Here is a 17,041-nt window from a genome sequence, read left to right as displayed (position 1 = left end):
CATGCGCAGGTCGCTTCCTCTTGTTCCTACCGCCAGAGCGGCCTGGCTTGCAGCGATTGCAGCGCCGGTTGCACTTGTCATCGGCGCGGTCAGCCCGGGCGCATGGCTTGCCGCACCAGTCGCGGCAGTGATGCTCCTCGCGCTGATCATCTTCGATGGTCTTCTGGCCGGCAGGATGAGCGATTGGGAGGTCATCACGCCCGGCGATGCGGAAGTAGGCGAACCGACGACACTCACGGTCGAAGCGCGTTTTGCGAGCAAGCCGGCTGGCACTGTGGAAGCGGCCTTGCAATTCGATCCGCGGCTTGGCGAAGGCGGACGCGCAGACATTACACTGGCGCCATCCACTCAGCCCGGAACGCTTGCTGGTTCGACGAAAGTTGAACCCAATCGGCGAGGCACCGCGAGGATAGACCGAGCTTGGCTGCGCTGGACCGGCCCTCTGGGTCTTGGGGCCAAGCAGCAAGCACGCGCGCTGGAAGAAGATGTGGAAATCTGGCCTGACTTGTCGCCAGTTCGCGCGCCTGAATTGCAGATGTTCCTGCGCGATGCGCAGATCGGCCTCATCGCGCGGCGCATTCGCGGCGAAGGCACACAATTCGAAGCTTTGTCCGAATACGAAGCGGGCATGGATCGCCGCCGAATCGACTGGAAAGCCTCCGCCCGCCATACCAAGCTTTACGCCCGGGAAAACGAAAGCGAGCGCAACAACCAGATCGTGCTTGCGTTTGATTGCGGCCAATCCATGTGCGAGCCGGTTGATGGCTTGCCGCGTATTGATCGTGCAGTCTCCGCAGGCCTGACCTGCGCATATGTGGCACTCAAAGGCAATGACCGGGTTGCCCTGTTCGGCTTTGCAGAACGGCCGGAAGTCTTCACGCCATTCGTCAGCGACGTGCGCGGTTTCAATAGGTTACAGAGCGCGGCCGCAGGCCTGGATTATCACAGCGCTGAAGCCAATTTCACACTCGCATTAGCGACTCTCTCTTCGAAGCTGCAGCGCCGCAGCCTGATCGTGCTGTTCTCCGACTTCGCTGATCCGACTGCCGCGCAGCTTATGGTCGAAAGCATCGGACGGCTCGTGAAGAAACACTTGGTGCTGTTCGTCACGATCACTGATAGCGAGCTCGAAGAGCTTGTGAGCGAAGAGCCTCACGACTTAGCGACACTAGCACGTAATGTCACAGCCGACACGCTGGTCACGCAGCGCGCCACAGTGCTCGAGCAATTGCGCCAGCTCGGCGTCGATGTGGTCGAAGCGCCATGGGAAGATATCGGCTACAGTTTGATCGACCGCTATTTCGATATTCGCAGGCATGAGGCAATCGGATGAAGGCTCCTGTCATCTCAAGCTGGTTCGGGCGCGGCCAAATCGAAGCGCCTGCTGACGTAGAAAGTGCAGCGCTCAGCTCTGATCGCTTCCGGCTGGAGCGCGAAGCGGAATGGACGCAATTGGAAGACATCCTGCGACGGATGGAAGGCGGCAGCATGCGCCGCGTCACGGATGAAGAGCTGCTCGCTCTACCAGCTCTCTATCGCACCGCTGCCTCCAGTCTTTCCGTTGCGCGCGCAACTTCACTCGACGCGGCAACGCTTGCCTACTTGGAATCGCTTGTCCAGCGCGCCTGGTTTCAAGTCTACGGACCGCGTCAGGGCCTATGGCGCTGGCTCAGCGGCTTCCTGCGCGGCGGATGGAGCCGGGCAGTGCGCGAGATCTGGCTGGACGTCTGCATCGCTCTGTTTGTGATGGTTGCCGGCACGATCGTGGGCTGGCTGCTCGTCGCAAGCGATACCGAGTGGTATTACCGGCTGGTGCCCGCCAAGTTCACTGACAGCCGCGTGCCCGGAGCCAGCCGCGAAGTACTGGAAGAAACGCTGAGGGTTGAAAACGAGACAGGCGGCTTGTCGGTCTTCGCCGCGAGCCTATTCAGCAACAATGCGGGCGTCGCGATCCTGGCCTTTGCGCTGGGCTTTGCCTTCGGCATCCCGTCGCTGATGTTGCTGGTTCACAATATGGCGGTGCTTGGCGCGATGCTGTGGCTCTTCTCTGGGCAAGGACTAACCGTCGAGTTCGCTGCATGGCTGTCCGTCCACGGCACGACCGAGTTGTTCGCGATCCTGCTGTCCGGCGCGGCAGGGCTTCATATCGGGCGGAACATGGCTTTCCCCGGCGATCGCACAATCCTTGCAGCAGCGTCAGAAAGCGGCAAGCGCGGCGCGCTCGTCATGGTCGGCGTCGTCATCATGATGGTTGTTGCGGCGCTACTCGAAGCATTCCCGCGGCAATTGGTCGGAGGGGCTGAAAACCGCCTGCTGATCGGCGGGACATTCCTGATGCTGTGGCTGGCTTACTTCTTTGCTTATCGCGGCCAACCGCAGGAAGATGAGCAATGAGCCTCGCTGTCAGACATATAGACAAGCGCCGCCGCGTTGTGGTGACGCCGGAAGGCGTTGCCATGCCGGTAACAGTCGCATCACGCGGCGCTCGTGTGGCTGCACTCCTGCTTGACTTCTTTATTCTCTACATCGGGATGTTCCTTTTCTTCATGCTGATCCTGTGGATGGCAGCGGGCGTTTTTGAAGACGCCATGGCCGAAGCGGAAGAAAGCGTTTCCGGGGCGGGAGAATTCCTCGTCATTGTTATAATCCTGTTCTTCTTCCTGGCACGTTATGGGTACTTCCTTGCCTTCGAGCTGGGACCAAGAGGTGCCACACTCGGCAAGCGCGCTTGCGGCATTCGTATCGCAGCGAGAGATGGAGGGCGCCTGACCGCAGAAGCTGTGATCGCGCGGAACCTGTTGCGCGATATCGAGATGTTCCTGCCCATCGCTTTCCTCCTCACCGCTCCGAGCGGCGATATGGGCAATGCCGGGATCGCAGGCATGATCTGGTTTGTCCTGTTCATGGCGTTTCCCTTCTTCAACAAGGATGCTTTGCGAGCCGGCGATGTGGTTGCGGGAACCTGGGTCGTGGAAGCTCCACGCACGAAGCTCGCCGATGCGCTCTCCACACAAGGTGCGGCTGACGGACGCAGCGACCTCACAGGCACCACTTACGAATTTGGCGAAGCGGAGTTAGCTATCTATGGCGAGCACGAGCTCCAAACGCTCGAGCGGGTGCTGCGCGCAGGCGATGACAAAGCGATGGGCGCTGTCCACGAAGCGATCTGCAACAAGATCGGCTGGGCCCCTGGCGCAGGCGATGAACGCGCATTCCTTGAGGCCTTCTATGCGCAGCTGCGGGCGCGGCTGGAAAGCGATATGCGTTTCGGCAAGCGCAAAGCAGACAAGTTTTCTGAAAGCGCCTGAGGCTGCTTAGTGGTCAGGCGTATCAGCTGCGCCTGTGTCCTGCCCGCCAAATATCGCGATCTCGTTCATACCGGTGCTGTTCGCGCGACCGCGATACATGCCCGTCGTGTTGAATGAGAACAGAGCATCGCCTTCGGGTGTGACGAGGATAACGCCGCCATCCCCGCCGAGCTGTTTGACTTCTGCCATGACGGCATCGGCAGCTTCTTGCTCCCAATTCTGACCGTGAAGCCACGTCATATGTTCCGGGTTGCCGCCGCTCGCAAAGAGAGCCTGATTTCGAAGGAAGCGGATGCGCGTGCAGATCTCCTGCGCAACACCCACGCGGATAAAAAATTCGCCCCAGCCGGTCGCGGAGACCGCGCAGCTGCGATTATCCGCATAAGTGCCTGCGCCGATGAGCGGCGAGTCTCCGACACGCCCCCAGCGCTTGCCGGTCATGCCGCCGGTTGAAGTCCCCGCCGCCAGATTGCCGTCCATATCTAGGGCCACCGCGCCAACCGTGCCGAACTTGTGATCGACATCAAGCGCTGACAGCTCTTTCGCTTTCATCCGCTCCAGCGAGCGCTTGCGCCGCTCAGTCGCGAAATATTCTGGCGGTGCCGTATCAATTCCGTTCTCGCTTGCAAATTGCTCCGCACCGTCGCCTGCGAGCATCACATGGCGGCCGTCCTGACGGATCGCTTCGGCTAGTAGGATAGGGTTCTTGATCCCCGTTACGCCAGCGGCTGCTCCGGCGCTGCGATCGCGTCCATCCATGATCGAAGAGTCGAGCTCGTGCGTCTCATCCCAGGTGTAAACCGCGCCGCGTCCGGCATTGAACAGCGGGCTGTCTTCCATCGGAAGGATTGCTGCCTGCACAGCGTCCGTGGCAGTGCCGCCAGCTGCCAGCACCGCTGCTCCCGCATCCAATGCTTCTTGAAGAGCGGCTTCATATTCAGTCCGGCGCTCCGGTGTCATACTGTCAGGATCAAGCGTTCCGGCACCACCATGGATGGCGATCGACCAGCGCGGCGTTTCAGTTTCCATCGCGTCCTCCGCGTGCAGTTGAGAAGCAGCGCTCAGCGCCATCAGCGCAGCGAACAAAGCGGTAGAAATGCGCTTGAGTGTATCGAACATGCGGGCAGGTTTAGCACGCGACGCTGATCACGCCAGTGGGCTCGTCATCAGTCCGGATTGACCGCTGCGATCAGGCCATCATTGAGCCAGCGCCCGAGCATCGCGCCAGCGCGCATCGCCGCTTGCTGGACCTCTTCATCTGAACTGGCTTTACGAGCGAGGATCGCGCAGGCCTCTTCATAGCTTGCGCCTTCGATCATCGCGTCGAGGACCGTGCCTTCATCGACGGGGACCAGCGCAAAAACCGGGCGCTCGCCTTCACGCCACACGACGCAGGATTGCGCAGCTTCCAGCGCAGCATCTACGCGTTCGAAGTCGTCCGAAGACAGCTTGTTCCAAAGCGCGAGAAGATCGTGCCGCACTTTGCATTGCGTCGTGCCGGGAAGGAATGCCAAACGCATCGTGCCCCAGTCACTTTCCGCGAAATCGGCGGTCGCCGCAGCAAATCCGGCCTGATCGAGCGGCGCTTGATCGCGCATGGTGAAGATGTCGAGCATGGTCCATTCGAGCCATGCAAGCTCCGCCACTTCAGGATCGTCTGTGAACAGTTCCGCGCAGGTGAGATCAAAGCCTTGGCCAGCTGCGTCCAAGGTCCAGCTCGCTGGCGGATGCATAATGATATGGTGCGCTGCCGCCTGACGGAATGCATCCTTGCCGACCCAGCGCGCTGTGCGCTCGTAGGTTGAACGCAAGGCTTCGACGACCGAGCTGCGGTAATTGTTGCGATAGACCCCCATGCCTGCGCTTTGGGTATTGCCCCATGCAGATGGCAGTGATGCCTCTTCGTCGAGGACTTGCGCCATGAATGCAGCTTGTGAGGATGCGAGGCTCATGCCGGAACCGCTTGTGCTGTACGTGCCAGATCGCGGGCTAGCTCAAGCTCGCTCAGCAGTTCAGGCAGTGGCGGGATCTTGTCATCACGCTCGATCATGGTCGCAACGCCTTGCGGCATCATTGTCATGGCTTTGGAATAAAGCGCCCAGACCGGCTCGCACACTTCGCGGTCATGCGTGTCGATGATCAAATCTCGGCTTTCATTGGCCGGATCATGGCCAGCCAGATGAATCTGGCGAACGCGGTCAAGCGGCAATCCATTGAGATAGTCTTCCGCGCTGAAGCCGTGGTTCTGCGCGCTCACATAGATGTTGTTGACGTCGAGCAGCAAGTAGCACCCCGTCCGACGCGCCATTGCGCTCAGGAACTCCCATTCGCTCATCTCGTCTTCGGGGAAAGTGAGATAGCTTGACGGGTTCTCGAACAGCATGGCCCGACCCAGCGTATCCTGCGCCTGGGAAATATTGTCGCACACCGCTTGCAACGCTTCTTGCGTGAGCGGAAGTGGGAGCAAATCGTGGCTGTTATGCGCACTGGTGCGCGTCCAGCAAAGGTGATCGCTGACCCAGAGCGGTTCAATCCGGTCCACGAGTGCTTTAAGCCGCTGAAGATAGGCTGTATCGAGCCCGTGCGCTGATCCGATCGACATGGAAACGCCATGCAGGATCACAGGATGCTTTGCGCGGATATCTTCCAGCACGCGCAGCGGTTTTCCGCCTTCGACCATATAGTTTTCGGAGATTACCTCAACAAAGTCGACATCGACATTGCCCTCGAGAAAGTCCGCATAATGCGTCCGCCTGAGGCCAAGTCCGAAGCCGGAGAAAGGGTCGATGGTCTGCATTGCTGCCATTCCGATACGGGTTTGAGGGTGCGGCCCGACACCGCTTGAGGGTCGGGGGTTGGGTGGGTGCCGGGCCGCGAGGGGGTAAGCTCAAGCCTTAGCCGAGGTCGCCGATCGTGCCGCCAGCGGACAGACATTCACCAGCCTTCATGGCCTTGAAGCCATGGCCGGCGCATTCGTTCTGGCCCTTGCAGGCGTTTTCCGTGGTCGCGCAGTCAGCCTGGCCCTTACAGCTATGGACGCCATAACAGTGGACGGTGTCGTCGCTATTGATGGCGCGACCGGTGGAGCCAGCAGGCGGCTCCGCGGCAAACGCGGCCATGGATGACAACGCGAATACAGCAGCGGTTGCAGCGAAAACTGGCTTGCGGATTTGAGTGCTCATTAAATCTCTCCAATAGAATAAAGGGGGTAGTCAATATCAGGGTGCCCCCTCCTTTTCTCGCGTCCAAGCGCAGCGGGGACATGGCCGGGTTCGCTGCTTTCCAGCATCCGGTTACAGCCAAAAAAAGTTTTATAGGCCTGTAACGCTTCTCCGATCCGCGCCGAACCAGCGAGCAGCTCCGAAACACAAGTCGGGGCGCTTAATGCTGAAAACCCCCACTCGTTCTTTTGATTTGGAGAGAAACCATGAAGACCAATTCACTCGCCGCACTCGCTGGCCTCGCAATGACCGGCGCCGCCGCTGCCACACTCATCGCAACCCCTGTTGCCGCGCAATCAGGCGGCATGGAAAAATGCTACGGCGTTGCCAAGGCAGGCAAGAATGACTGCGCCGCAGGCCCAGGCACCAGCTGCTCAGGCACATCGACGCGCGACTATCAAGGCAATGCCTGGAAGCTCGTCAAGAAAGGCACATGCACCAGCATCGAAACGCCCAAGGGCAAAGGTTCGCTGACACCGATCAAGCGTTGATCGCAACAGTCTGAACCGCAGGAGGCGTAAAGATGAGCAGTGTGATTTCTTTATATAGCAGGCTGACAGGCATCCTGTCGGGCCGTGTGTTCGAAGGGCTCGCACTGCTCTTCACCCGTGTTGCCCTCGCGGGCGTATTCTGGCGCTCTTACACAACGAAAGTAGAAGAAGGGACCTGGTTCCAGCTCTCTGACATCACGTACTTCCTGTTCGAGAGCGAATATGCCGGCGTGCCGCTGCCAAGCAATATCGCAGCGCCAATGGCGACCTATGCGGAGTTTTTCTTCCCCATTTTGCTTGTCCTTGGCCTTGCAACCCGTTTCGCCTCGCTCTCGCTTCTGATCATGACGCTGGTCATCCAGTTCTTCGTCTATCCCGATGCCTGGTGGAGTGTTCACCTGGTGTGGGTTGCCATGGCGCTGGTGCTGATGTCACGCGGAGCAGGCGTGTTCTCGCTTGATGCGGCAATTGCCGCTAAGGTGAAGTCATGATCGCTGACGAAGCCACCCTCGCCCGTTTGATGACAGCATCGCAAGGCGGCGACAAAACCGCCTACAATGTGCTGCTGTCAGAAGCGGGCCTGTGGCTGGAGCGGTATTTCCGCCGGCGCGTCCCTCCGCATCAGCTCGATGATCTGGTGCAGGATGTGCTGCTCGCGGTTCACAACAAGCGGTCCACCTGGGACAAGACCCGTCCGTTTCTTCCCTGGCTTGCTGCCATTGCACGCTATCGCTGGGTCGACCACCTTCGCAAAGTCTACAAGCATGAAAGCGATCTTCTCGAAGACAATGATGCGATCGAAGAAAGCGATGAAGAAGCCATCGCAGCGCGCGTGAGCCTGGAACGTCTGTTCATCCATTTACCTGACAAACAAGCCGAAGTGATCGAGCTTGTGAAGATCGAAGGCCATTCCATCAGGGAAGCGGCTGAACGAACCGGCCAGAGCGAAAGCCTGGTCAAAGTGAATATCCATCGCGGCCTGAAGAAATTGTCCGCGCTCGTTGAGAAAGCAGAATAACAATGAACGCCTCTAGAGAGAACATGATCGCCAGCCTGACGGAAGATCTGGAACCGGTCCGAGCTTTCAGCGCGCGCGACGGAGCCATTCTGGTCGCAATTGCCGGCGCGATCAGCGTCGTCGGCATCCTGCTGTTTGAAGGTTTCTGGCACGGCATCGTCGAAGGCGAAGCGGCGCCCTTCTTCTGGGTCACAAGCGGCCTGCTGCTGGTGCTAGGCCTCGCAGCCGCATCCTCTGTCATCATGATGGCGAGCCCTCGTGTGGGCAATCGTCACGACGCGCCCAAATGGGCCAGCGCTATGCTCGCAGTCCTTCCGCTTGCAGCGATCATGAGCATCATCCCTGCAGCGCATGAAGGCCATGTCGGCCTTGGCAGCCTGTTTGCAACGCACTGCATCACATCCTCGCTCGCTGCATCGCTGGTAACAGGCGCTGCGCTTACGCTGTGGCTGCGTCGCGGTGCGCCGGTCTCGCTTAACCCTGCCGGCTGGTTCACAGGGCTGGCGGCTGGGGCGCTTGGCACAGCGGCTTTCGGAATTTCCTGCAGCATCGATAGCGTGACGCATCTGGGCATCTCGCACGTCGCGCCTGTCGTGATCATGGCGATTGTCGGACGCCTTGTCGTGCCGCCTCTGGTACGCTGGTAAAACGTCAAGTCTGATAAACCTGAACGGCGCGGCTAAGCGAAAGCTTCAGCCGCGCTTTCTTGTACGTGTTCTCGATCATCAGGCAATCGCAGGACGAAAACCACGCCTGCGGCCAATACAAAGATGAGCGCTAATGCGATGAATGCATTGGCAATCCCGCCCCAGCTTTCGAGCAGTGCGAATGCGAAGCTACCAAAGACAATCCCCTGATTGACCACGGCCATATAGATTGAAAACTGCGTCGCGCCCGTTCTGGGATCGCAAAACGTCATATTGATGGCTGCGATGGGTGGGCCAGTGAGGGTATAGGTGATTGTCTGACCAACGACGATTATCATCATAATCAGAGGGGTAGACCAACTTGGCTCTAAAAGCGCGAAGCTAATAATCGCTGCGGCATAGACTGAGAACGTGCAAATCTGCATGGGCTTCGCGCCCAATCTCGACGTAAGGTATCCACCTACCGTCATCACTATTAGCGCAGCAATCAAGTTTGCAGTCCCATTGGCAGAGCCAAGCTGTGCTTCATTCCAACCGGCATAATTGGCGGCGATGAGCGGAATGGCGACCGCCATGAACCCATAGCCGATCCCTCGGCAGAACAGCGGCAGCAGCCAGATGATACTGTGTTTGCGGAGCAGCCTTCTAAGAGCGACTTTGAGAAGGTTGAGCCAATCAGTTGGCTTAATCGCAACACTGATGGGATGCGCTTCCCCTTCACTCCACGGCAGTCGCCTTTCTCCACTTCGCTCCCTCACCCAGACAAGATAGGCGCAAACGGCAGCCATGCAGATCCCGCAAGCAAGGAAGGCTGCGGAGATACCAAAGAAAAAGATGATGGTGCCTGCCAAGGCTGCTGCAATCGCGATCCCCAGCGCTTGTCCGCCTGACATGAGCCCACCGGTGATTCCGCGTTCTGAGCTCAATGAAATGTCCACCGCAAGCGCGTCGGCAGCGACATCCTGAAAGACAACTGCTGTATAAACCGCAAAGGCAATCGCCCCCAACAAGACATAGTCGCGCGGAGCTGGATCGATGAAGGCCGCTGCAATCAGTGCAGCCACCATGACGAACTGTGAGCCAATCAGCCACGCTCTGCGTCTTCCCATGGAAAGGAATGTGTAGCGGTCAATAATCGCACCATTGATGAACTTCATCGCCCAAGGCATGCCGGCCAAGCCGATGACATAGGCAATCTCGAACGCAGTCGCGCCATTAGTCGCCATCCATGCCGGGATCGCGAAGTCGATGAGGCCAATGGGAATTCCTTGCGCCACGTACAGCATCAGGATCGTGAACAGACGAAAGCCTTTGCTGTCCGTCATCGTTGGATTGGAAATCAAATGCCGAGCCCCCTTCGGCTATGCAAGCGGTCAATGCGCTTGAGGTCGATCCTCCGCACAAACCACGCGCAAGTCAAACGGCCGCCTGCAAATTGTCGCGTTTCGACAAGTCCAGCCTGTTCATTTCCTAGGACGCCAAGCGATGCTAGGGCGGCAAATGATGGATTTTCTGCTCGCCTTTCGTCGCACAATTGCCATATCCGCAATGCAAGCCCGTGCGAGCGCGGAACTTTTAGTCTCAGGACTGTGTAACATGTGTATCCAACAGGCCTCTGGCAGACAGGGAAAATGGCAATAAGATGAACGCAATCAGGCCCTGGAGAACGATTGAACGGCGCGAATGCCGCCAGATCATGGTCGGCGATGTGCCCGTGGGCGGCGATGCGCCGATCACCGTTCAGACTATGACCAACACGCCGACTGAGGATGCGGTCGCGACGCTCGACCAGATCCGTCGGTGCGAAGAGGCAGGCGCTGACATTATTCGCGTTTCCGTGCCTACGGTGGAAGCGAGCGAAGCCTTCAGCAAGATCACCAAGGCCGCGCGCGTGCCGATCGTCGCGGACATCCACTTCCACTACAAACGCGCGCTTGAAGCTGCTGATGCTGGCGCGGCCTGTCTGCGCATCAATCCCGGCAATATCGGCTCTTCAGATCGTGTGGCTGAAGTCGTCCGCGCTGCCAAAGCAAACGGCTGCGCAATCCGCATTGGAGTCAACGCTGGCAGCCTCGAGAAGGACCTGCTGGAGAAGTATGGCGAACCTTGCCCGGAAGCGCTGATCGAAAGCGCGCTCGACCATATCAAGCTGCTGCAGGATCACGACTTCCACGAATACAAGGTCGCTGTGAAAGCCAGCGATGTGTTCCTAGCGGTCGCCGCCTATCACGGGCTGGCTGACGCGGTGGATTGCCCGCTGCATTTGGGCATTACTGAAGCAGGCGGCCTTATCGGCGGTACGGTCAAGAGCTCAATCGGCATTGGCTCGCTGCTTTGGGCGGGGATTGGTGATACGATCCGCGTGTCTCTCTCGGCAGAGCCCGAGCAGGAAGTGCGCGTCGGCTTTGAAATGCTGAAAGCGCTCGGCCTCAGGACACGCGGTGTGCGTGTTGTGTCATGCCCCAGCTGTTCGCGTCAGGGTTTCGATGTGATCCGCACAGTCGAAGCGCTTGAAGAGCGGCTCGAGCATATCAAGACACCGATGAGCCTGTCTGTGCTCGGCTGCGTCGTCAACGGTCCGGGCGAAGCGCGCGAGACCGATATCGGGATCACCGGCGGCGGCAATGGTAAGCACATGGTCTATCTCTCCGGCGTCACCGATCACCACGTCCAGAGCGACGATATGCTCGACCACATTGTGAAGCTGGTCGAAGAGAAAGCCGCGGCGATTGAAGCAGGCGAAGCGGTTGCATTTGACCCGCATGCGGAAGCAGCGGAGTAGCCTTATGCCGGAGCGGGTTGAGCACTCTATCAATGTAGATGCGGCCAGTGACCCTGAAAAGTTGCGGCAACTTCCGACAGTTCGCACTCCAGAGTCGATCGCTTCGCCTTCAACCAGCGCCCGCTCAGTTGGTGCGGTCGCAGTTGGAGCGTTTGCGCTGGGTGCTCTTGCAATGGGAGCTGTCGCAATCGGAGCCTTGGCCGTCGGGCGCATGGCGGTTGGCCGCCTGCGTATCCGGGACGCGCGGATCGACCGGTTGAAGGTCGACAAGATCGAGATTGGCGACGATTAAGCCTGGTTCAGTGCTCCACGTCGTTCATCACGCTGACTACATGGCGCCGCGTCCGACGCGCGGGACCTTCAAATTCGACAAATACTACCTTGTGATGGAAGCGCTGCGCGAGTTTGGGCGCGAAAGCGGCGAAGCGATCACAGAATATGCACCCGAGCCCATGCCTCGGCAGTGGCTCGAGGCGGTCCATTGCCCGAGCTATGTCGATGAAGTCTTCCGAGCCGAGGTCCCGCGCGAGAAGGAACGCCGGATCGGCTTTCCCGTCACGCCAGCCATAGCCAGCCGCGTTAGGCATACCAATGGCGGGACATGGCTCGCGGCCAAGCTCGCGATGCAGCATGGCTATGCCGCAAACTCGGCTGCAGGAAGTCACCATGCGCTGCATGACACCGGCGCTGGTTATTGCGTGTTCAATGATCTCGCCGTAGCCACCAATCGCTTGATCGCAGAAGGCGACGCGGTACGCGTCCTGATCGTCGATCTCGACGTTCATCAAGGCGATGGCACGGCGAGCCTGCTGGCGGGCCGCGAGGATGTGTTCACATTCTCCATGCACGCAGATAAGAACTTCCCCGTGCGCAAGGCACGCTCCAGCCTCGACATAGGCCTTACTGACGGGATCGATGATGACGGGTTCATGGAAGAATTGTCGCGGCGCTTGCCGCAAGTGCTTGATCAGTTCGCGCCTGATTTCGTGTTCTATCAGGCCGGGGTCGATCCACATGCTGAGGACAGACTGGGGCGACTAAACCTAAGCGATGAGGGCTTGATCGCGCGTGACACCTTTGTCGTGGATCAGTCGCGCGGCCGCGGATTGCCGATCGCATCGGCTCTGGGTGGCGGCTATGGCGATGATCAGCGCGTGGTCGGACAAAGACATGCGCGGTCTATGCTGGCCATGGCGCGAGCGAACCGTGCCCATCCAAACACAATTGCGGGCTTTAGAGAGGGTTAACGCTGAGACGATAAGTTCGAACCCATGCTGAGCCGATATCTCGCCTTTGCCTTTGGCGCTTGTCTTATCGCCGTGCTGATTGCGTCCCCCTCTCAGGAAGACTCGGTTAGGGAGGGCGCGCAAACTGCAGAGATTGCCTCCGATTACCAACTGCACAATTCGCAAGCCGGGGCGCGAACCGCAGACTGGTATGCCGGTGAACATACGCTGCCCCGCCAAAGCGACGGTCATTTCTATGCCGACGCCACGGTCGGGGGTACATCGATCCGAATGATGGTCGATACCGGGGCGAGCGTCATCGCACTGACAGGTCAGGATGCGATCTCTGCTGGCTTGCATTGGTACGACGCAGACGTGCGCAGAATCGGGACGGGTGCAAGCGGCGCAGTCTACGGTGTCCCAGCTCGTATTAAACAAATCGAAATTGGCGGCATGACACGCTATGATGTTGATGCCGTCATCATTCCGGAAGGGCTAGAGATATCCTTGCTCGGACAATCCTATCTCTCACAAATCGGCTCAGTGCGGATCGCAGACGATCGGATGATCATGGGCTCGCGCTGATTGCGCTTCGCGGTTCGGGTTTGGCATGTTAGGCGACCTGCCGAAAGGTGAAGGAGCAGCGCATGGCCAATCTCGAAACGGACTACCTTATCGTCGGCGCGGGCGCCGTGGGCCTCGCCTTTGCGGACACGTTGCTCGACGAAGATCCTGACTGCCACATCACTTTCGTTGACAAGCACTCCAAACCAGGTGGTCACTGGAACGATGCTTATGGCTTCGTCGCGCTGCACCAGCCGAGCCGAACCTATGGCGTCAATTCCATGGCCTTTCCTAGCGAGCATATCGACACGCACGGCCCCAATAAGGGTCTGCACGCGCTTGCCAGCGGAACAGAAGTCCTCGCTTACTTCGAGAAAGTAATGAACATGCGCCTGCTGCCAAGCGGGCGCGTCGACTATCATCGCTTGAGTGAATTCACGGGACGCGATGAGGATGGCACGGCTCGTTTCAGATCCATTCTGTCCGGTGAAGAGACCACTGTCACCGTGCGTCGAAAGCTGGTCGATGCGACATTCTATCAGACATCAGTGCCTTCTACTCACAAGCGACCCTTTGCTGAGATTGGCGATGTTCAAGTCGCACCGCCGGGAGACTTGCCGCAGCTTTGGAAAAGGCCCGATGACCTGCCTGAGCACTACGTCATCTTGGGAGCGGGCAAGACCGCGATGGATACAGGCGTCTGGCTGATCCAGGCAGGCGTTGATCCGGAGGCCATCAGCTGGGTGCGCCCACGCGAAAGCTGGCTGTGGAATCGCGATTATGTCCAGCCCGGCGAAGACTTCATCGAAGCCGTCATGCAAATGCAAGTCGGGTTGATGGAAGCCGCCGGCAAGGCTGAAGACGGCCCTGAGATGATGCGGATGATGGCGGAGAAAGACTATTATCTGCGCATCGACGAAGAGGTTGAGCCAGAGATGTTCCACTTCGCAATCATCTCGCGCGGTGAAATCGAGATCCTGCGCCAGATCAAGCACGTCATCCGGGCAGGCCATGTTCTGTCGGTCGAGCCCGGCAAGATGGTGCTCGAGGAAACCGAAGTCTCCGTGCCTCAGAACACGTTGTTCATCGATTGCACGGCATCTGCTGTACCATTCGAAGCACGCGGCAAATCAGGTCCGATCTTCCGCGGCGACACCATTGTGCTTCAGCCGCTCATGGTCCCGCTGGTTGTTTATAGCGCTGCGATTACCGCTTGGCTCGAAGCGAATTACGACGACGACAACAAACGCAACGCCATGGCCGCTCCCGGCCCATTGACGGATACGCCCGCGACGTTCCCCTATTCGCAGTTTATCAATATGATGAACCGAGGATCATGGATGCAGGACGAGAAACTCAGCGCCTGGATGAGCAAGTCGCGCTTGGATATGACTGGGCCTACTTTTGCCAAGATGGCCGCCGAAGGCAATCCAAAGCTTGCTCAATTTGCCAACGTTTCCAAGGTGATGAAGGATAACATGCCAGGTCTTATAAAGCTTGGCATGGCGGCCAAAGCGATCCACGAGGCGAATTAAGCATTGTGGGCGATTGGCTGTTCACGGGAACTATAGAATTGCTGTAGTAGTCTAAGAACCATGAAACGACGCGATCTCTTGAAAGGCACTGTAGCCGCCAGCGCAGCCTTAGCGCTGCCGACGCGTGTTTTTGCGCAGGTTCGCAAGGGCTCGACGCGGGATCGCGCGCTGTTCGAGCTTGCCCGCCAGCAGCTTGACAAGGCCGGCGATGCGATCTGGAAGCGCGATATTGTTGCAATTGCCGATTACGGTTTGCACTCGTCAAAGCCGCGCTTTCACTTCGTCAATCTCGGGCTAGAAGAGGTCAATTCCTATTACGTGACACACGGCTCTGGCTCTGATCCCGAGCATGACGGTTATCTCAATCAATATTCCAATGTCGAAGGTTCCAATGCGAGCAGCAAAGGGGCCTATGTCACTTGGGAATGGTATGTCGGGCGTTACGGAACATCAGTCCGCTTGGGCGGGTTGGATGCAACCAATGAAGCCGCACTGCGCCGCTACATCGTCATGCACCGCGCGGACTATGCTGAGCCAAGCCATATTGATAAATGGGGCCGCCTTGGCCGCTCCAATGGGTGTTTTGCGCTGGGAACCGAGCAATTTCGCATTGCCCTGCTCAATCTTTCAGGTGGCCGAATGATATATGCGGACAGCCTCGGCTGGGAAGAAGACGGCAGCATCAATCTGTCGTCGCCAAGCGGAGCCTATGAACTCTTGGCAAGCGGTCAGGCCCTGCGCGCTGCCCGCGTCCCGATGGGACAAGCACGCTACTGATAAGGCAATCTGATCAGCCGCCCGCGCGCGGATCATCCTCGATCACAATGACTTCATCATCACTTTCACCTGAGCGGTTCTGGACGCGCGGAGCATCGAGGCTTGCCAGCACTGGCGCATCGCGATCGTAGATGTCCACGAAGGTCGAAAGCTCACCATTGATGTCGGTCGCCATGGTGAAATAGGTGATGTAGACTGGCATTTCCTTCTTGATCGGAACCTTCGTGTACTCACCCGAAGTTGCGACTTGGATGACTTCCGCTCGCTCGGCACCCTTGCCCAGGATAGCCATGGTGATTGCGAGTTCCAGAGCACGTTCTGTCCGAATGCAACCGTGGCTCAGCGCCCGATTCTCATTTGCGAAGAGGTGCCGCGAGGGTGTGTCGTGCAGGAAAATGGCGTGCTCGTTAGGCATGTCGAGCTTCATCCGGCCTAGCGAATTGCCTGGCCCGGGCTGCTGCACCACGCCTACCCAGCCATTATATTCCGTACGCTTATAGCCATTGCGCTTCGCCCAGGCAGGGTTGTTCTTGACCTTTTCGCCAAGTCCCTCTCCGACAACTATCGACTGCGGCACAGTCCAGGTTGGGTTGAAAACCACGCCTTCGACAGTCTCTGCCAGTTGCGGAGTAGCCGTACGACCGGGTTTGCCGACTACAGTGCGGTAGGTCGAAATGATGTTGTCATTCACCGTCAGCCGCAGCTGATACTCAGGCACATTAGTAATGAGATATTGCTTGCCAAGATCACGACCAAGCCAGCGCCACCGGTCCATGTTCGCACGGATCAATTTGCGCTTCGCGGTATCCTCTTCAGGCGTGTCCGCAAGCGCGGCTTTCAGCATCGCATAATCCGGATGTGTCGGATTGAGCTGAGCAATTGTTCCAGCAATGTCGCCGCTTTCGACCGCAGCTGCAAGCAGTACACCGCTACGGAAACGGTCGCGGTCGGGGTCGACTACGAACCACTGCTCGCGCGCTTCCATCGGCGTGCGACCATCTCGCAGATCCTCGACCAGCCATATGAAGTTCTTGCTGGCGAGCTGATCAAGCTCTTGTGATGGTCCTGTTTGAACCGCCGTTTGCAGCGCCTGCAAATCGTAATCGGCCGGATCGAGGCCTTCGGCAGCAATACCTTCGATGACAGAGATCAGCCGGTCGACGTTTTCAACGCTCCATGGCTGAACAAGCGGAGCCGGTTCAAATGCAATGTCTCCTTGAACCATCGGGTCTGAGACCATGCTGGGGAAGGCTTCTTCCATGTTCGACGGCTGCGCATCAGCGGGCGTTTGCGCGTCCTGTCGCTCCTCGGATTGTGCGTCGGGTAGAAGGTTTTCCGGCTCGCTATCCTGCGCAAAAGCCATGCTGGTTACACTCAACAAAGCGAGCGCTGCGACACCTGAATTCAATACTCGTCCCACGATTTTCGACCCTTATCGACCAGTCCAATTTGGATTCATACTGCAACTTGCG

At 58.4% G+C, this 17,041-nt stretch carries 18 protein-coding genes; 12 read left to right on the top strand and 6 right to left on the bottom strand.

The features are described 5' to 3' along the window. Nucleotide 1 precedes the first annotated feature (1 nt). Genes HUO12_RS13105 through HUO12_RS13095 form a run of 3 tightly spaced genes read left to right on the top strand, consistent with a single transcriptional unit; the run spans nt 2 to nt 3,308 of the window. Nucleotides 2-1,333 (top strand): DUF58 domain-containing protein, encoded by a 1,332-nt coding sequence (locus tag HUO12_RS13105; protein ID WP_176274023.1) that lies wholly within the window; start codon nt 2-4, stop codon nt 1,331-1,333. Beyond that, on the top strand, nt 1,330-2,394 hold the full coding sequence (locus HUO12_RS13100; protein ID WP_176274022.1) for a stage II sporulation protein M: 1,065 nt from the start codon (nt 1,330-1,332) through the stop codon (nt 2,392-2,394). Before HUO12_RS13105 ends, HUO12_RS13100 begins: the two co-directional genes overlap by 4 nt. Further along, nucleotides 2,391-3,308 carry an RDD family protein gene (locus tag HUO12_RS13095; protein WP_176274021.1) on the top strand — a complete coding sequence of 306 codons (918 nt, stop codon included), beginning with the start codon at nt 2,391-2,393 and terminating at the stop codon, nt 3,306-3,308. Before HUO12_RS13100 ends, HUO12_RS13095 begins: the two co-directional genes overlap by 4 nt. A 6-nt stretch (nt 3,309-3,314) precedes the next feature. Here HUO12_RS13095 and HUO12_RS13090 read toward each other — a convergent pair whose 3' ends face one another. From HUO12_RS13090 to bufA2, 4 genes are all read right to left on the bottom strand, one after another. Then, nucleotides 3,315-4,427 (bottom strand): isoaspartyl peptidase/L-asparaginase family protein, encoded by a 1,113-nt coding sequence (locus HUO12_RS13090; protein WP_176274020.1) that lies wholly within the window; start codon nt 4,425-4,427, stop codon nt 3,315-3,317. A 47-nt stretch (nt 4,428-4,474) separates the two neighbouring features. Then, nucleotides 4,475-5,260 carry an HvfC/BufC N-terminal domain-containing protein gene (locus HUO12_RS13085; protein ID WP_176274019.1) on the bottom strand — a complete coding sequence of 262 codons (786 nt, stop codon included), beginning with the start codon at nt 5,258-5,260 and terminating at the stop codon, nt 4,475-4,477. Further along, nucleotides 5,257-6,105, bottom strand: coding sequence for an MNIO family bufferin maturase (bufB, locus tag HUO12_RS13080; protein ID WP_176274018.1), 849 nt, complete (start codon nt 6,103-6,105; stop codon nt 5,257-5,259). The genes HUO12_RS13085 and bufB overlap by 4 nt, the downstream gene beginning before the upstream one ends. 97 nt (nt 6,106-6,202) lie before the next feature. Further along, complete coding sequence (gene bufA2 / locus HUO12_RS13075) at nt 6,203-6,490, bottom strand: BufA2 family periplasmic bufferin-type metallophore (protein WP_176274017.1); 288 nt, start codon at nt 6,488-6,490, stop codon at nt 6,203-6,205. Nucleotides 6,491-6,735: 245 nt separating this feature from the next. On the opposite strand from bufA2, the gene HUO12_RS13070 reads away from it, so the two are divergent. The 4 genes from HUO12_RS13070 to HUO12_RS13055 are packed head-to-tail and all read left to right on the top strand — an operon-like array spanning nt 6,736 to nt 8,685. Next, complete coding sequence (locus HUO12_RS13070; protein ID WP_176274016.1) at nt 6,736-7,020, top strand: BufA1 family periplasmic bufferin-type metallophore; 285 nt, start codon at nt 6,736-6,738, stop codon at nt 7,018-7,020. A gap of 32 nt (nt 7,021-7,052) precedes the next feature. Beyond that, nucleotides 7,053-7,511 carry a DoxX family protein gene (locus HUO12_RS13065; RefSeq protein ID WP_176274015.1) on the top strand — a complete coding sequence of 153 codons (459 nt, stop codon included), beginning with the start codon at nt 7,053-7,055 and terminating at the stop codon, nt 7,509-7,511. Beyond that, the gene (locus HUO12_RS13060) at nt 7,508-8,038 is read left to right on the top strand and encodes a sigma-70 family RNA polymerase sigma factor (protein ID WP_176274014.1); all 531 of its coding nucleotides are present in this window, start codon (nt 7,508-7,510) and stop codon (nt 8,036-8,038) included. Before HUO12_RS13065 ends, HUO12_RS13060 begins: the two co-directional genes overlap by 4 nt. 2 nt (nt 8,039-8,040) lie before the next feature. Further along, nucleotides 8,041-8,685, top strand: coding sequence for an NrsF family protein (locus HUO12_RS13055; protein ID WP_176274013.1), 645 nt, complete (start codon nt 8,041-8,043; stop codon nt 8,683-8,685). 32 nt (nt 8,686-8,717) lie between these two features. Here HUO12_RS13055 and HUO12_RS13050 read toward each other — a convergent pair whose 3' ends face one another. Continuing rightward, complete coding sequence (locus HUO12_RS13050; protein ID WP_176274012.1) at nt 8,718-10,010, bottom strand: MFS transporter; 1,293 nt, start codon at nt 10,008-10,010, stop codon at nt 8,718-8,720. A gap of 317 nt (nt 10,011-10,327) precedes the next feature. Between HUO12_RS13050 and ispG the strand changes: the two genes are divergently transcribed. The 5 genes from ispG to HUO12_RS13020 all read left to right on the top strand — a co-directional run bounded on the left by ispG (nt 10,328) and on the right by HUO12_RS13020 (nt 15,569). After that, on the top strand, nt 10,328-11,467 hold the full coding sequence (gene ispG, locus HUO12_RS13045; protein WP_176274011.1) for a flavodoxin-dependent (E)-4-hydroxy-3-methylbut-2-enyl-diphosphate synthase: 1,140 nt from the start codon (nt 10,328-10,330) through the stop codon (nt 11,465-11,467). A 332-nt stretch (nt 11,468-11,799) separates the two neighbouring features. Beyond that, a complete protein-coding gene (locus HUO12_RS13035) occupies nt 11,800-12,714 on the top strand; it encodes a histone deacetylase family protein (protein WP_176274456.1) in 915 nt (304 codons plus the stop codon). Nucleotides 12,715-12,738: 24 nt separating this feature from the next. Further along, nucleotides 12,739-13,278, top strand: coding sequence for a retropepsin-like aspartic protease family protein (locus HUO12_RS13030; protein ID WP_176274010.1), 540 nt, complete (start codon nt 12,739-12,741; stop codon nt 13,276-13,278). A 62-nt stretch (nt 13,279-13,340) separates the two neighbouring features. After that, nucleotides 13,341-14,792 carry an NAD(P)-binding protein gene (locus HUO12_RS13025; RefSeq protein ID WP_176274009.1) on the top strand — a complete coding sequence of 484 codons (1,452 nt, stop codon included), beginning with the start codon at nt 13,341-13,343 and terminating at the stop codon, nt 14,790-14,792. 60 nt (nt 14,793-14,852) lie between these two features. Next, a complete protein-coding gene (locus HUO12_RS13020) occupies nt 14,853-15,569 on the top strand; it encodes a murein L,D-transpeptidase catalytic domain-containing protein (RefSeq protein WP_176274008.1) in 717 nt (238 codons plus the stop codon). A gap of 13 nt (nt 15,570-15,582) precedes the next feature. Here the strand turns inward: HUO12_RS13020 and HUO12_RS13015 are convergent, their stop codons facing one another. Further along, the gene (locus tag HUO12_RS13015) at nt 15,583-16,989 is read right to left on the bottom strand and encodes a L,D-transpeptidase family protein (RefSeq protein WP_456298151.1); all 1,407 of its coding nucleotides are present in this window, start codon (nt 16,987-16,989) and stop codon (nt 15,583-15,585) included. Nucleotides 16,990-17,041 lie beyond the last annotated feature (52 nt).

This window comes from Altererythrobacter lutimaris (genome assembly GCF_013371495.1).
Lineage (GTDB): Bacteria > Pseudomonadota > Alphaproteobacteria > Sphingomonadales > Sphingomonadaceae > Erythrobacter > Erythrobacter lutimaris_A.
This window is presented reverse-complemented; position numbering and strand designations above follow the sequence as displayed.